Annotated in this window: 13 protein-coding genes; 6 read left to right on the top strand and 7 right to left on the bottom strand. The window is 73.5% G+C overall.

Going from position 1 to position 15,335, the window contains the following annotated elements:
* Positions 1-3 precede the first annotated feature (3 nt).
* Genes AB0J57_RS02835 through AB0J57_RS02825 form a run of 3 tightly spaced genes read right to left on the bottom strand, consistent with a single transcriptional unit; the run spans position 4 to position 6,454 of the window.
* A complete protein-coding gene (locus AB0J57_RS02835) occupies positions 4-4,461 on the bottom strand; it encodes an amino acid adenylation domain-containing protein (protein ID WP_366126113.1) in 4,458 nt (1,485 codons plus the stop codon).
* The gene (locus AB0J57_RS02830) at positions 4,458-6,191 is read right to left on the bottom strand and encodes an amino acid adenylation domain-containing protein (protein ID WP_366126112.1); all 1,734 of its coding nucleotides are present in this window, start codon (positions 6,189-6,191) and stop codon (positions 4,458-4,460) included. The genes AB0J57_RS02835 and AB0J57_RS02830 overlap by 4 nt, the downstream gene beginning before the upstream one ends.
* Positions 6,188-6,454: an acyl carrier protein gene (locus AB0J57_RS02825; protein ID WP_366126111.1), complete on the bottom strand. Its 267-nt coding sequence runs from the start codon at positions 6,452-6,454 to the stop codon at positions 6,188-6,190. Before AB0J57_RS02825 ends, AB0J57_RS02830 begins: the two co-directional genes overlap by 4 nt.
* A gap of 288 nt (positions 6,455-6,742) precedes the next feature.
* Here AB0J57_RS02825 and AB0J57_RS02820 point away from each other — a divergent pair, with 288 nt between their 5' ends.
* The gene (locus AB0J57_RS02820; RefSeq protein ID WP_366126110.1) at positions 6,743-7,366 is read left to right on the top strand and encodes a CAP domain-containing protein; all 624 of its coding nucleotides are present in this window, start codon (positions 6,743-6,745) and stop codon (positions 7,364-7,366) included.
* Here the strand turns inward: AB0J57_RS02820 and AB0J57_RS02815 are convergent.
* Both AB0J57_RS02815 and AB0J57_RS02810 read right to left on the bottom strand, forming a co-directional pair.
* Positions 7,261-8,139, bottom strand: a complete 879-nt coding sequence (locus AB0J57_RS02815) for a peptidoglycan recognition protein (protein ID WP_366126109.1) — start codon at positions 8,137-8,139, stop codon at positions 7,261-7,263. The two genes, AB0J57_RS02820 and AB0J57_RS02815, sit on opposite strands and share 106 nt — an antisense overlap.
* Positions 8,140-8,298: 159 nt before the next feature.
* Entirely contained in the window at positions 8,299-8,946 is a 648-nt protein-coding gene (locus tag AB0J57_RS02810) for a methyltransferase domain-containing protein (RefSeq protein WP_366126108.1), read from the bottom strand.
* 127 nt (positions 8,947-9,073) lie between these two features.
* Here AB0J57_RS02810 and AB0J57_RS02805 point away from each other — a divergent pair, with 127 nt between their 5' ends.
* The 3 genes from AB0J57_RS02805 (at position 9,074) to AB0J57_RS02795 (ending at position 11,702) form a co-directional block, all read left to right on the top strand.
* Positions 9,074-10,516 (top strand): WGR domain-containing protein, encoded by a 1,443-nt coding sequence (locus tag AB0J57_RS02805; RefSeq protein WP_366126107.1) that lies wholly within the window; start codon positions 9,074-9,076, stop codon positions 10,514-10,516.
* A 16-nt stretch (positions 10,517-10,532) separates the two neighbouring features.
* Positions 10,533-11,009, top strand: coding sequence for a hypothetical protein (locus AB0J57_RS02800; protein ID WP_366126106.1), 477 nt, complete (start codon positions 10,533-10,535; stop codon positions 11,007-11,009).
* Positions 11,010-11,159: 150 nt separating this feature from the next.
* Positions 11,160-11,702, top strand: coding sequence for a DoxX family membrane protein (locus tag AB0J57_RS02795; RefSeq protein WP_366126105.1), 543 nt, complete (start codon positions 11,160-11,162; stop codon positions 11,700-11,702).
* 115 nt (positions 11,703-11,817) lie between these two features.
* Here the strand turns inward: AB0J57_RS02795 and AB0J57_RS02790 are convergent, their stop codons facing one another.
* A complete protein-coding gene (locus tag AB0J57_RS02790) occupies positions 11,818-11,988 on the bottom strand; it encodes a DUF6131 family protein (RefSeq protein WP_366126455.1) in 171 nt (56 codons plus the stop codon).
* A 137-nt stretch (positions 11,989-12,125) separates the two neighbouring features.
* Between AB0J57_RS02790 and AB0J57_RS02785 the strand changes: the two genes are divergently transcribed.
* A complete protein-coding gene (locus tag AB0J57_RS02785; RefSeq protein WP_366126104.1) occupies positions 12,126-13,340 on the top strand; it encodes an FAD-dependent monooxygenase in 1,215 nt (404 codons plus the stop codon).
* 27 nt (positions 13,341-13,367) lie between these two features.
* Positions 13,368-13,679: a hypothetical protein gene (locus AB0J57_RS02780; RefSeq protein ID WP_366126103.1), complete on the top strand. Its 312-nt coding sequence runs from the start codon at positions 13,368-13,370 to the stop codon at positions 13,677-13,679.
* 67 nt (positions 13,680-13,746) lie between these two features.
* Here AB0J57_RS02780 and AB0J57_RS02775 read toward each other — a convergent pair whose 3' ends face one another.
* On the bottom strand, positions 13,747-15,312 hold the full coding sequence (locus AB0J57_RS02775; RefSeq protein ID WP_366126454.1) for an AAA family ATPase: 1,566 nt from the start codon (positions 15,310-15,312) through the stop codon (positions 13,747-13,749).
* Positions 15,313-15,335 lie beyond the last annotated feature (23 nt).

The following is a 15,335-nucleotide window of genomic DNA, read 5'->3' as shown; positions in this document are numbered from 1 at the left end:
ACATCAAGATATCTCGTGATCGACGTCTTCTCGACAGGGGTCGAGCTCCTTTCCAGCGGTCGGCGACGGCAGGAACCCTTCCCGCACGAAAAAGCGGACATAGCGGTCGAAGAGTCGGTCGTCGACCTCCGGGGACACCACGCCGGAGCCGTGCAGCGCCCGGCGGGTGGAGGACGAGACGAACACCGGGGAGTCCGCTCGGCGCGGCGTCCCCGTGCCTGTGGGCGGGAGGAGACCGAGGAGCGGGTACGCCGGGTTCTCCGGGTGCCGTTCCAGGTGGCGGTGCCAGTGCTCCAGCGGTACGTCGTCCAGCCGGTACCCCAGGGACCTCAGCCGGTCCACGATGCCGGTGAACGTGCGCAGCCGCTCACTCGAGACGTGGAACGTCTCCCCGGCGGCCGACGGATCGGCGGCCAGGACGGCGATCGCCCCGCTGACGTGGTCCACCGGCACCAGATCGAAGTCGGAGACGTAGTCGCCCGGCGCGATGCCCGCCTCGACGCAGCCCTTCACCAGCAGCCACAGGAAGTCGGACGTCTGGCACACCCCCGTCCCGCTCGCGCCGGCGATCCGTGTGGGGCGGTACACCGTGACGGGCAGGCCGCGCTCCCGGGCCTGGGCGACGAGCGTCTCGGCCACCCACTTCGACTCGGCGTAGCCGTTGCGCAGCAGCGTGACGTCCCCCAGCGGGTGACCGGGCAGCACCCGTCCCGCCGGCGGACCGGCCGGCGGGAAGACCCCGACGGTGGAGACGTGGTGCAGCGGGACCGTGCGGTGGGCGGCAGCCAGGCGCAGCACTTCCGCGGTCCCGTCGACGTTGGCCGCCTTCAGGCGCTCGTAGCCGTACGCCAGGTTCACCTCGGCGCCGGAGTGGAACACCACGTCGACCGTCCGCGCCAGCTCGTCGAACCGGTCCTGCCCGAGCCCCAGCCGGGGGAGGGACAGGTCCCCGGGCACTGCCCGGACGCGGTGCGCGCGTGAGTCGTCCCACAACCGGTAGCGCTCCAGCGCGGCGCGGAGCCGTTTCCCCGCGGCGGCCGTCTCCTCGACGCGGACGAGGCAGTGCACCACAGCACCGGTCCGCTCCAGCAGCTCGTGCAGCAGGAACGCGCCCAGGAATCCGGTGGCGCCCGTCAGCAGGATGTGGCGCGGCTCGCCGGCGACGCGCACCACCTTCCGCGCGGGCACGATGTCCGCGGCGAGCGTCTCGCGGCCGATGACCGGGACCGCCCGGCCGCGTGAGCCGGCGAGCGCCGCCAGGGCGCCCAGGGTGGGGGCCGCGACGACGTCGGCGGGACGGACGTCCAGTCCCAGTTCGGTACGGAGGCGGACGGCGAGCCGTACGGCCAGCAGGGAGTCGCCGCCGAGTGAGAAGAACGACCGGTCGGGGTCGGGACTCGCGGTCCGCAGGACCTCGGCCCAGATCGCGGCCAGTCGGTCCGAGGGCTGGGCGGCGGTGGGGGCGGCGGACGCGGTGGGGCCGGTGGGCGTGGCCGGGGCGGTGGGCGGCTGGGACGCCGGGGGTGCGTACAGCCGGTGCACCGCCGCGCGGTCCGTCTTGCCGCTGGCGGTGAGCGGGAGGCCCGGGACTCGGACGACGGACGCCGGGACCAAGTGGCGCGGAAGCCGCTCCAGGAGCGCCACGCGCACCCGCTCCGCCTCGGGCCCGTCCGGGTCGGGCCCCTTCGCCTCGGGCCCCTCCGGGCCGGCCGCCGTGTAGTACGCCACGAGCCGCTTCTCGTCCGCGCCCGTCCCGTCCACGTGCACCACGGCGTCGGTCACGCCCGGCACCGCCTTCAGGGCGGCTTCGACCTCGCCCGGCTCGACCCGGTACCCACGGATCTTGACCTGGTCGTCGTCGCGGCCCAGGAACTGGATCGTGCCGTCCGGCAGGAACCGGCCGAGGTCCCCGGTGCGGTACAGAAGGGCGCCGGGCCGGCCCGCGTCGAAGGGGTCGGGCAGGAACCGGCCGGTCCGCCCGGCGTCCTCGGAGAGGTAGCCGACCGCGACCGCGTCCCCGGCGACGCAGATCTCGCCGGCCGTGCCCACCGGACACGGCCGCAGCCGGTTGTCCAGGATGTACACCCTGCTCCCCGGCACCGGCCGCCCGATCGGCGGGCGGTCCGGCCACGCCGGGGGCGCGCCGGTGAGGGGGTGGGCGGTGACCACATGGGTCTCCGAGGGGCCGTACTGGTTCTCCAGACGCGCCCGGGGGCACGCGGCGGCGAAGAACCTCCGGATCGCGGGGGTCACGTACAACTGCTCACCGGCCGTGATCACCTCCCGGAGGCTCTCGGCGGAACGGCCGGCGGCCACGGCGTACTCGGCGAGCTGTTGCAGAGCCACGTAGGGCAGGAAGAGCCGGTCGACCGCGTGCCGCTCGATCAGGTCGAGCAGGCGGTGCGGGTCCCCGCGCGTCCCGTCGTCGGTGAGGACGAGCGTCCCGCCGCTCGCCCATGTGCCGAAGGTCTCCTGGAACGCCACGTCGAAGCCGAGCGGTGCGAACTGGAGCGTGCGGGAGCCGGTGCCCGCGGCGGATGAGCGGCACTGCCAGTCGAGGAGCGCCGCCAGTGACCGGTGGGGCAGGGCCACGCCCTTGGGGCGCCCGGTGGAGCCGGAGGTGTACACGACGTACGCCAGGTCCTTTGGGGACGTTCCGGGAAGGGAAGGGCCCGGGTGCTCGCGCGGGACGTCGTCCAGGAACAGCACGCGTACGCCGGTCTCGGTCTCCGGGGGAGTCCCCGTCGCCCGGGTGGTCACGATGGCGGCCATGCGGCTGTCGCGGACCATGTAGGCGGTGCGTTCGGCGGGAAGGGAGGGGTCCAGCGGGACGCAGGCGGCACCGGCCCGGAGGGTGCCCAGGAGGGCGACGAGGGGATCGGCCGACCGCCCGATGCGGATACCTATCCGCTCTCCGGCCAGCCCCTGGGAGACCAGCCATTGGGCAAGACCATGGGAGGCGTCCCAGAGCTCGGCATACGTCATGGTCCGCTCGCCGTGCACCACAGCGGGGGTGCCCGGTGCGGACCGTGCCGTCCGGGCGACGAGCTCGTGGGCGTGCGGGAGCGGCCGCGAACCCGGTGGCTCGGGGCCCCGGGGCAGCGTCTCGGTCACCAGCCGCCGTTCCGTCTCCGGCATGACGGCCAGGTCGTCCACGGCCGCGTCCGGGTTCCTGGTGGCGTCCTCGACGAGAGCCAGGAAACGCTCGGCCAGGCGCTCGGCGGTCGACGGGTCGAAGACCCCGGTCGCGTACTCCATCAGGGCCCGATAACCGCCCTGGCCCTCGCACGGCACGAGTTCGAGGAACACGTCGAACTTGGCGGTGCCGTTGTGCCCGTGGACGCGTTCCGCGGACACGCCCGGGAGCCGCAGCCCGGGGGCACCGGAGTCGTCGACCGTGAACACGACCTGGAACAGCGGGAACCGCCCCGGTACCCGCTCGCCCGCCAGCTCCGCCACCAGGCGGCTGTGCGGAACGTGACGGTGCGCCATGGCCCCGCGTACGACGGCGGTGCTCTCCTTGACCAGCTCCCGGAACGTCTGCCCGGGGCGGACGCGCTGACGCAGTGGCATGACGTCGCTGAGGCAGGCGATCAGCGGCTCCAGCTCCAGTTGGTCGCGCCGCGTGACGGGGGTGCCCAGCACGATGTCGTCCTGGCCGCCCAGCCGCGTCATCAGTGCGGTCAGGACGGCCGTGAAGAACACGAAGGGGGTCGTACGGAGCCGGCGGCAGGCCGCGCGTACGGCGTCGGTGAGCTCCGGGCCGACGGCGAACTCGGCCATCCCGCCCCGGTGGTCCGGCAACGCCGGGCGGGGCCGGTCGAGCGGGAACGTGGACTCGGCGGGTGCGCCGTCCAGCGTCCGGCGCCAGTACTCCATGGCGTCGTCCGGTGCGGACTGCGCCTGTTGGCGCTGGGTACGGGCGTACGCGCCGAACGTCGTGGGGAGGTCCGGGAGTTCCGGGGGGCGGTTCTCGACGGCCGCCCGGTACAGCTCGCTGAACTCCTGGTCGAGCAGGCGGAACGACCACCCGTCGATGACCGCGTGGTGCAGCGCGAGCGCCAGGACGGCGTCCCGCTCGCCGGTGCGCAGCAGCGTCGCCCGCAGCAGCGGCGGCCGGTCCGTGGGCAGCGGACCGGAGACGGCCGCCCGGACCGCGTCGGCCACCGCGCCGGGTGCGACCCGCCGCACCGTGAGCGGCACCGGCGCGGGTGGGGCCACTCGCTGCACCGTCCGGCCGTCCTCCATGACCAGGGCGGTACGCAGCGGTTCGTGGCGGGCGACGACGCCGGTCAGCGCCGCCCGGACGGCCCGGACATCGATGTCGCCGCGCAGGCGGTGGATCCAGGACTCGACGTAACGCCCGGCCCCCGCCTGGAACTGGTCGTTGAGCCAGATCGACTCCTGCTCGAACGACATGGGGTGGGTGGTGCGGGCGTCCCCGTTCTCGTACGTGCTCACGCGCCGGCCTCCATGCCGTTGCCGCCTGAGCCGCCGTTGTCGCCGGAGACGTCGTTGTCGGCGGAGCCGCCGCTGCCGCGCTGGCCGCCGTGTCCGCCGTTGCCGCCCTGCCGGAGCGTGCGCAGCAGCGCGGACCGGTCCAGTTTCCCGTTGGCGGTCAGCGGCAGGTCCGCCCGCCGTCGCACCAGGTCGGGCACGAGGTGGCGGGGCAGCCTGGCGGTCAGTTCCCGGCGCACGGCCGGGGGCGGCAGCGGGTCGTCGCCGGGGGCCTGCGTGTAGAAGAGCGCCAGCCGCTCGTACCCGCCGTTCACGCCGGGAACGGGCACGACCGCGCAGTCGGCCACGCCGGACAGGGCGCGAACGACCGCCTCCACCTCCTCCGGTTCGACGCGGTGGCCGCGTACCTTGACCTGCCGGTCCGCGCGCCCGGTGAAGTGCACGACGCCGTCGCCGTCCTGGAACCCGAGGTCCCCGGTCCGGTACAGCCGGGTGGGTACGCCGTCGACGGTGACGGTCGGGAACATACGGGCGGTCAGCTCCGCGTCGCCCAGGTAGCCCAGTGCGACGCCGTCACCGGAGACGCAGATCTCTCCCGTGGTGCCCGGCGCCGCCGGCAGGCCGCCGTCCGCCAGGATGTGCACCCGGCGCCCGGGGACCGGCTCGCCGACCGGGATTCCCGACGGCACGTCGCAGTCGGAGCGGCGTACGCGCCGGGCGGTGGTGAACACGCACGTCTCGACGGGCCCGTAACCGTTGGTCAGCCCGACGTCCGGATGGCGGTCCAGGAAGGCCCGCACGCGGGGTACGGAGAGCCGTTCACCACCGGTCAGCACATGGCGCAGCCCCGCGAAGCAACCGGGGTCCTCGTCGACGAAGAGGTGGAACAGGGAGGCGGTGAGCCAGACCGTGTCCACCCCTTCGCGCTCGACGAGGGCACGCAGCGTACCGGGGAGCAGGTAACCGCTGTCGAGGAGCACACTGGTCCCGCCGTTGACCAGCGGGCCCCAGGTCTCCAGCGTGAATCCGTCCCAGGACACCGGCGCCGCCTGGGGCATGACCGGCCCCCTCGCGCCGCCGGAGGTGAACGGCTCGAAGCCGCCGTCGAACAGGCTGAGCGTGGCCCGGTGCCCGGACACCACCGCCTTGGGGCGGCCCGTGGTGCCGGAGGTGAAGAAGACCGTGGCGGGACAGGAGCCGTCCACCGGCGGCCGCGACGCCCGTCCCGGCCGTGGGCCGTCGGGCTGTGCCACGGCGTTCCGGGGCCCGAGGCCGCTCGGCGACGGCGCGCACAGCGGGCCGTCCCAGGCCTCCCGGCCCTCCCACGGGTCCGGCGCCACCATCACGCGGGGCGCGAGCATCCCGGTCACCGAGCGCAGCCGCTCGACGGGCCAGCCGGGATCCAGGGCGGCGTACGCGGCCCCGGTCTTGAGCACGCCCAGGAGGGCCGCCACCAGCGTCGCCGATCGCGGCAGGACGACCGGCACGAATCCGCCCGGTCCGGCGCCGAGATCCAGGAGTTCGGCCGCCCACGCGTCGGCCGCCGCGTCCAGCTCCGCGTAGCCGACGCGCCGGGCGCCGTCGACGAGGGCGACGGCGTCCGGCACGCGCGCGGCGTGCCGTTCGACGGCCTCGTGGATCAGGGACGGCCCGCCGTTGCCCGCACCCATGCCGGTGCCGGTGTCGGTCGCGAGGACCTCGGCGACGCCCGGTGCCACGGCGGCGCCGGTCATCGGGCGTCCCTGGCGGCGGCCACGGCCGAGGCGAAACCGGCGAGGTCGTCGCTGTCCAGGAGCGTCTCGGGGGTGATGTCCAGGCCGAGTTCGCGACCGACGCGCAGGCATATGCGTATCGCGTCCAGGGAGGTGCCGCCGAAGTCGTAGAAGTTGTCCGTCAGCCGGTGGGGCCCGGCGCCGGTCACCTCTGCCACGACGGACAGCACGACGTCCACGACATCCACGACATGTTCGGCGGGCGAGGCGCTCTCAGTGCTCACGTGCGGGGCTGACACCCTCGATGTCCCTTCTGCTCTCGGCTCCGCTCTCGCGGCTTGAATCCACCACCGCCGGACGGGTTTTATCGAACAAGTCCGGCGAGCCTTCGCACATCCTGCCCCATGGCTGGCTCGATCGGAGCGGGGCGGCCGGTCCTGGACAGCCTCCTGGACAACCTCCTGACGACCTCCTCATGTGGCCCGTTTACGCGTACGGGCGGTTTCCGGCAGAGATTCGTACGGAAGTCTTCTCTTCGTAGGAATCGGGTCGAAGAGTGGAGCGGAGTCCCCGTGCAGCCGCACCCCCACGAACGACGCACGCCGAGGCGCTCCCGGACCCAGCAGGGCCTCGGCATCGTGATCGCCGGTACGGTGGCGGCCGCCGCCGTGGTCGCCGGGACCCTCATGGCGGGGGAGACGGGCGGTGACGCCGAGCGCCCCGGGGTCACCCGTGCGGAAGCCGTACCCGGGACGGGCCAGGAGGAGGCGGGCACGCGACGTGAGGCAGGCGCCCGGCCCGTGGGGGCCGCCGCCGAGCACGCGCAGCGGATCGTCGCCCTGGTCAACGCCGCCCGCGCCAGGGCGGGTTGCCCACCCCTCCGCGTCGACAGCCGGCTCCGCGGCGCCGCCCAGGGCCACGCCGACGACATGGCCGACCGCGACTACTACGCCCACAACAACCCCGAGGGGCGCGACGCGGGCGACCGGATGGAGGCGGCGGGCTACAACTGGCGTACGTGGGGCGAGAACATCCACCGGGGCCCCAGGGACCCCGCCCGTGCCGTGCGGGACTGGCTGGCCAGCGCGGGTCACCGCAAGAACATCGTGAACTGCGAGTTCAAGGACATCGGCGTGGGCGTGAACCTCCGGTCCAACGGGCCCTGGTGGGTCCAGAACTTCGGCGTCGCCGGGTGACCGGGCGACGCCGCGTCGCCACGGCGCTGGATGCGAGCGGCCCGCGCGGCGATCTCGGGCAGTCGCGCGTACAGGGCGGCCCCCGGACAGCGCGTGGGGTAGCCGTCCGTGTGGCCGCCGACCACCGGCAGCACGGCCTTGGTCCCCTTCGGGTAGCGCGCCTCGTCGTGCGTGGACACCAGGGCGACCCGGTGGCGCGGATCGGGGCCCCGGGGGCCGAGCTTCCAGGCCACCAGTCGCGCGATCGCCTCCACCATCGGCTCCGGGACCGTCTCCCCGCGCGTGAACGTCCCGATCGCGGCGATGCCGACCGTCCCCTCGTTGAACCCCTTCGTGTGCGCCCCGATCACCGGCCGGTCGACGCCGCCCGCCCGGCCCTCGTAGATGGTGCCGCACGCGTCGACGAGGAAGTTGTAGCCGATGTCGTCCCAGTGCCTGCCGTAGGCGTGCCCCGCGTACAGATCACGCAGCGTGCGCGGCACGGTGGCGCAGTCGTAGCCGTTCGGGGTGCTGGTGTGGTGGATGACGGTGGCCTTCACGGCCGGGGCGTAGCGGGCAGCGCCGGCCGGCGCGGTGTCCACGGTCTCGGCGTGCCATGCCCGGCGCGGCACGATGGCGGGCCTGGGGCCCTGGTGGTGCGGCTGCCGCGCACGCTCCGGTGACGAGGAGGCGCTGCCCAGCGGCCACCGGGCGGGATTGAGCCACAGCGACGTGGCGGCGAGGAGCACGAGCACCGCCAGCGCGGCGGCGCTACGGTACCGGCGCCTCCGCATGAGCTGCATGCTCCACCCTCCGCTCGTCGGCACGCGGCCGCGGTGGTGCCGCACCCCACCGGTGACCGGCGTCGCCCGGTGCCATCCTCCCCGCCACCCGGCCGCCCGCGCCCGCCGGACTGCTCCAAGTGGCTACGTCCGGGCCGGCCGGCGAGCCGGCTAGCGCGTCGGCTTGTAGGCCAGCAGGCAGGCCTGCGGGGTCCTCTCCGTCGCGTGCGCCTCCCGCACCAGCCGCGCCTCCACGGCGAACCCCGCCTCCGTCAGCAGCGTGCCGAGACGGTCCGGGGACCACCGGTGGAAGTCCAGCGCGACGGTGTGGCCGAACGCCTCGGTCAGGCGCAGCGGCTCGTCGCCGACCTGGAAGGCCAGCAGCAGGTGCCCGCCCGGGGCGAGCACCCGGTGGAACTCGGCCAGCACACCCGGGACGTCCGCGGGCTCGATGTGGATCAGCGAGTACCAGGACACGATGCCGCCGAGCACGCCGTCCTCCAGGCCCAGGCCGGTCATCGAACCCTCGTCGAACCGCAGGTCCGGGTACGCCCGCCTGGCCATCTCCAGCATCCCGGGCGACAGGTCGACGCCGAAGACGTCCAGTCCGAGGGAGTGCAGATGTGCCGTGATGCGGCCAGTACCGCAGCCGATCTCGGCGACCTGCCCGCCCCGGGCCCGTGCCGTCTCGGCGAAGGCGGCGAGCATCGCGCGGTCCAGCGGCTTGGCGTCGAGGTCGCCGCGGGCGTACGCCACGTAGTCGGCGGCGATGGCGTCGTAGGACTGCCTGGTGGTCCGTACATAGGGTGCTTCGGTCATGGCTCGCGACCCTAGCGATCCCCGAACCGGCCGTCGGCGCCGGGTGATTGTCAGTGGTGCCTTCTACCGTTCAGGAAGTGGGACTCGCGGAACAGGCCGCGGGGTCCGTCCTGGGGAGGGGTCTGCCATGTCGACGACGTCGACGACGTATCTGGAGCTGTCACAGGACGGCGGCGGTGCACACAAGTTCTACGAGGTGACGGTGCAGGGGCAGGTCGTGTCCGTGCGCTACGGGCGGATCGGGGCCGCCGGGCAGACGCAGACGTCCACGTTCCCGACGCCGCAGAAGGCACAGGCCGCGGCGGCGAAGAAGGTGGGCGAGAAGGTCCGCAAGGGGTACGCGCCGGCCGTCCCGGGGCAGCGCGCGCCCCGCGCGGTCACCCGCCGCCAGGTCTCCTCGGCGCCGTCCACCGCGCGGGCGGTCGCGCCGGTGCTGTGGCGGTTCCGTACGGGCTCGTCGGCGTTCGGCATTCACGTCGACGACGAGCGCTGCTGGGTCGGCAACCAGTCGGGGGACGTGTACACCCTGGACCACGGCGGCGAGGTCCTCGCCCGCTACAGCCTGCCCGACGGCGTCAAGTGCCTGGTCGCGGACGACTTCTGGATCTACGCCGGCTGTGACGACGGCCGGGTGTACGACCTGTCGTCGAAGCTGCCGTTCGCGGCGTACGACATCGCCGCCGACGTGGACATCTTCTGGCTCGACATCCACGAGGGCGTGCTGAACGTCGCGGACCGGGGCGGGCGCCTCACCGTGATCGACCACGAGGACGAGCACCAGTGGTCGCGCGGCGGCCGGGGCGAGCACGCCTGGATGGTGCGCGCCGACGACCGGGCCGTCTACCACGGCCACCACCGGGGCGTGACGGCGTACGCACCGGACGGCGGCGGCGAGTTGTGGCACACGCCCACCAAGGGCGCGGTGCTGTTCGGCTGGCAGGAGGCCGACGCCGTGTACGCGGGAACGGGGCACCGGGTGGTGCAGCGGCTGTCGAAGGCGGACGGCGCGCTGGAGGCGACGTACGGCTGTGACAGCGCGGTCTACTCGTGCGCCACCTCGCCCGGCGGCCGGTTCGTGTTCGCCGGGGACGCCGCGTCGTCCGTGTACTGTTTCGACCGGGACGGCACGCGCCTGTGGAAGCTCGGCACGGGCGGCGGCTCGGCGCTGTCGATGCAGTACCACGAGGAGCGGCTCTACCTCGTCACCACGGACGGCTCCCTGGTGTGCGTGGACGCGAGCGAGGCGGCGATCACGGCCGCCCAGCAGGGCACGGTGCCGGTCGCCCGGGACGTGAAGCTGGCCGCCGCGCTGCCCACGTACGCGCCGGCCACCGCCGCCGCCTCGGTGACGACGGTGACGGCGGCGCCCGCCGGCGCGGTGGTCGTGGAGTGCGTCCAGGAGGGCGGCCGGGTGCGCGTGCACGTGGTGTCGGACGGTTACGAGAGGTCGTGGAACGTGCAGTTCCCGCGCGCGATACGGGAGCCGGGCGCGCGGTACGTGGTGGACGCGCTGCACCCCGCGTCGGGAGGCTTCTACCGGGTCCGTGGCGACATCAGGAGGCTGCTGTGACGGACGGAAGGCCGCTGTGACCGACGACGGGTTCGAGGCCGCGACCGGGGACGGCCCGGCACCGCCGCCGGCGGCCGGGGCGGCCGAGCGCCGGGTGGCCGAGGTGAGGGTGGCGTTCGAGGGGATGCTCCAGATCCGGCGCCTGACCAACACGGCGGGCGGCGACCCGGCGGCGGTGCCCGCCGCGTGGGAGCGAAACCGGCCGGTCAGGGCGGTCGCCCTGGCGCTGGAGGCCGCCGGGCTCGCGCCCTCGGCCGTCGACGCGGAGGGGCGGCGGGTGGCGACCGGCTACCGCGTGGGGCCGGGGGAGGGGCCGGGGACGGTACGGGTCGAATGGCTGGGCCCCCCGGGCAGCGGCGCCGCCCAGGAGGAGGAGAGCGCCCTGGGCGAATGCGCCCGCGTGCTGGGCCGGCTCGGCTGGGAGGCCTTGCTGTACCGGGGGCCGCGCAAACGCCGCTTCCTGGAGGTGGAACCGCCCCCCGGCCCGCCCTGAGCCGGCCCGCCCTGAGCCGGCCCGCCCTGAGCCGGGCGGCGCGCAGCCGAGCGGCGCACACCCGTACGGCGCAGCAACGGAGTCCCGGCGGGGCCTCCCGGGCCCACAGTGGAACCGTACGGAGATGATGCCTCACGCCCGGGAGACCCCATGAGCGCCGTCAACCGACGTGACCTCGGCCTGTTCGCCCTCCGCGTCGGCACCGGAGCGGTGCTCGCGGCGCACGGGGCGCAGAAGCTGTTCGGCTGGTTCGGCGGCGGCGGCCTGGACGGCACGTCCAAGGCGATGGAGGCGATGGGCTTCCGGCCCGGTCGGCAGAGCGCCGTCGCCGCCGGTCTCGGCGAGGCGGGCGGCGGGACGCTGCTGATGCTCGGGCTCGCCACACCCGCCGCCGGGGCGGCCGCGGCGGGCGCGATGGCGGGCGCGGTGTCGGTGCACGCCCCGGCCGGGTTCTTCAGCCAGTCCGGCGGCTTCGAGTACCCGGCGTACCTCGGTTTCATGGCGGCCGCCATCGGCGTCACCGGTGCCGGCCGGTACTCGCTGGACCATGTGACCGGCCACCGTTTCGACCGGCCCTTGGTCCTGGCGGCGGCGTTCGTCGGCAGCGCCCTGGCCGCGGCGGCCGTGGTGGGCAAGCGGGCCGTGGAGCAGTTGGCCGAAACCGCCGACGAGGGCGACGGCGGGGCTGCCTGAGCACCGTCGAACCCGGCCCGGTCCGCCTCCCCGGTCACCCAGCGGGTGGGGCGGGCCGGACCGGCCCGGTGTGGACGTGGTGACGGCTCACCAGCGGCCGCTTACCCGTAGCGGCTCACCAGTAGTGACGCCGTCCGCCGACCGCGTGCCCCAGGGCACCCAGGACCCACAGGACCGCCCCGATGACGATCAGGATGAGTCCGATGGTCCACAGAATGCTGATGCCCGCGACGGCTCCGATGATGAGCAGGACGAGGCCCAGGATGATCATGACGCCTCCGATCAGGAGAGTCCCACTACACAAGAGGTCCCCGGTCAGAGCGGGAGCAAACCGCCCAAATAACTACACAGCGGCCGGCGTGCTGCTACCTTTCGTGCGCAATTGACCATGCAGTGTCACTAGTGTCCTCAAGGGGAGCGCGCGTGAAGGTCGCCTGCGTCGGCGGCGGGCCCGCCGGCCTGTACTTCTCGATCCTGATGAAGCTGCGGGACCCGTCCCACGACATCACCGTCTACGAACGCGACCCCGCCGGCTCCACCTACGGCTGGGGAGTCACCTACTGGGCGGGCCTGCTGGACACGCTCCATCGCCACGACCCCGTCTCCGCCCGCGCCATCCGCGAGAACTCGGTCGGGTGGAGCGACGGCGTGGCGTACGTCCGGGACCGCACGACCGCGCACCACGGCGACCAGGGGTTCGGCATCGGCCGGCACACCCTGCTCGACATCCTCACCCGGCGGGCCCGGTCCCTCGGGGTGCGCGTCGAGTTCCGCCGCCCGGTCACCGGCGCCACCGAACCGGCCGGCGCCGACCTGGTCGTCGCCGGCGACGGTGCCAACAGCGGGCTGCGCGGCCGCCACGCCGGGCACTTCGGCACCGACATCGCGGACGGGCGCAACAAGTACATCTGGCTCGGTACCACCAAGGTCTTCGACGCCTTCACCTTCGCCTTCGTGGAGACCGCGCACGGCTGGATCTGGTGCTACGGCTACCGGTACGGCGAGGACCACAGCACCTGCGTCGTCGAGTGCTCCCCCGACACCTGGACCGGGCTCGGCCTCCACGAGGCGAGCCACGCCGACGGTCTCGCCCTGCTCCAGCGCCTCTTCGCCGCGCCGCTCGACGGCCATCCGCTCATCGGCCGGCCGCACGCCGACGGCAGCGCCCGGTGGCGCACCTTCCGCACCGTGACCAACCGGGCCTGGTACCGGGACAACCTCGTCCTGATCGGCGACGCCGCACACACCACGCACTACTCCATCGGCGCGGGCACCACCCTCGCCCTGGAGGACGCCATCGCCCTGTCCGGCGCCCTGCACACGAGCCCCCGCCTCCAGCCCGCCCTCGCCCGCTACGAGCGGGAACGCCGCTCCGCGCTCCTCCCCACCCAGAGCGCGGCCCGCTACAGCGCCCGTTGGTACGAGAACCTGCCCCGCTACATCGACCTCGCACCGCCGGAGATGTTCGCGCTGCTCGGCCAGCGCCACTCACCCCTGCTGCCGCACCTCCCGCCCCGGTTGTACTACCGGATCGACCGGGCGGCCGAGCGGCTCGAAGCGCTGCGCGCCCTCAAGCGCTGGCTGGGTCCGAGGGTCGCCCGGACGGTGGGGCGCGGCCTGGAACGGAGTTTCCGATAGGGGCGCGCACCCCGCACACTTTCCCCTGTGAACGACGAGAGCAGCGATCATCAGGGATACGACCACGCACATGACGACGACGCCCCGCCCCACCGGGGCCACGTCCTGCTCATGGCGGTGCTGGTCCCCGTCGTGGGCGCGGCCGGCGGTGCGGCGGGGCCGCTGCTGCGGGGAGTGACCTCCGCCGGCGGCCCGCTGCTCATCGTGACGGCGGTCGTGGCGTTCCTCGTAGCTTTCGCCCTCTTCTCGCTCAGCGCGATCTGGCTCCTCGACAAGGCCTCGCTCGCGGTCGCCCACGTCAGGGCCGGCCGTGACCGCCGTACCCGAAGGACGCGTTGACCCCGAACCGGCCGTAGACGGAGAACCGGCCGCTGACCCCGAACCGGCCATGGCCCGAGAACCGGCCTCAGTCCTCCCGGAAGACGATGCGGCGCGGAGCAGTGCCGCCCGGGGTCGCCGCGGCGATCGCGGCGCGGCCGGCGGGCACGGCCCGTTCCCGGCCCCACGCCCGGATCTCCTCGATCTGCTCCGGGTTCACCCGGCTCAAGGGCACCGTGTTGGCGAAGGTGTCCATGATGAGCGAGGGCTTCAGATTCCCGACGCCGCCGCACAGGTAGGCCTCGGCGCCCACGTCGTGCAGCGCGGAGGCGATGTCGGAGCCGGCGAACCCCTCCGACAGGTCGACCAGCCGGTCCAACTGCTCCGCCTCGGGCACGGTCCTCAGATAGCGGCGGAAATAGAGCTCGATGATCTCCTTGCGGTCCTGCGAGTCGGGCAGGTCGACGAAGAACAGCTCGTCGAAGCGGCCCTTGCGCAGCAGCTCCGGCGGCAGGCTGCGGATGTCGTTCGCCGTCGCGACCACGAAGGCACGGGACTGCGACTCCTGGAGCCAGAACAGGAACTGCCCGATGATGCGCTGCGGCACGCCCGAGCCGTCGTCCCGGCCCGCGAGCCCCTTCTCGATCTCGTCGATCCACAGGATGCACGGAGCGACCCGGTCGGCCATGGCCAGCGCCTCGCGGAAACGGCCCTCCGACTCGCCCAGGTACTTGCCGTGGATGCTGCCCATGTCCAGCCGGTACAGGGGAAGTTGCCACTCGTGGGCGATCGCCTTGGCGGACAGCGACTTGCCACAGCCCGGCACGCCCACCAGCAGCACCCCGCGCGGCGGCCGCAGCGCCGTGTCCCGCAGATCGGCGTGCATCAACTGGTGCTTGCGCTTGAGCCATTCACGCAGACTGATCAGCCCGCCGACGGTGTAGTCGTCCTCGTTGAGGTGGACGCGCTCCAGCCCGGTCAGATCGCTGAAGATCCGGTCCTTGGCCTGGGCCAGCCCCAGCACGTCCTGCTTGTCGATGGAGCCCTTCGCGGCGACCGTCGCCATCAGGTTGATCGCCTCGGCCTCGGTGACCCCGGCCAGGAACTCGGCGGCCCGTCGCGCGTCGCTCTCGTCCCACGCCACCGGGATGTGTCCTTGGTGGTCGTCGAGGAAAGCGCTGAGGATCTCGTACATCTCCTCCGAGTTCGGCAGGTCCAGGTGCAGGCTCATGCCGAGTCGCTGGAGACCGCTCCAGATGGGCGTGTCCGTGATGATGACGATGCTGCCCATGTTGTTGTCGGCCAGCCGCGCGAGCTCCGCCATGTGCCGGGTGATGGGGCTGTCGCCTTCCAGGTCGGCGGGGTCGACGAAGACGACGGTCGCGTTCGCCCGGCTGGTGAACTGGGAGGCGGCGAAGTCCATGGCGCCGGTCAGCGAACGGTCGTCCAGCACCGTGGCGTTCGTCCGCAGATCACGCAGCCCGGTCGCCCTGGTGTAGATCCAGAACGGCATGCTGCTGCGCCGTGGCTGGGTGGCGGCCTCCAGGAACAGGCGCCGCGCGCGCTGCTGCTCGATGGTGCGCATGCCGATGACCGGCACGCGCGCGGAGATGTAGCTGTCGAGGTGGTGCAGGCTCTCGGCGTAGTTCGACATGCGGACCTTCGCGTTCAAGGGCG

Source organism: Streptomyces sp. NPDC049837 (genome assembly GCF_040674455.1).
Lineage (GTDB): Bacteria > Actinomycetota > Actinomycetes > Streptomycetales > Streptomycetaceae > Streptomyces.
Note: the sequence above shows the minus strand (reverse complement) of the source record. Positions and strands in the feature narration are given on the sequence as shown.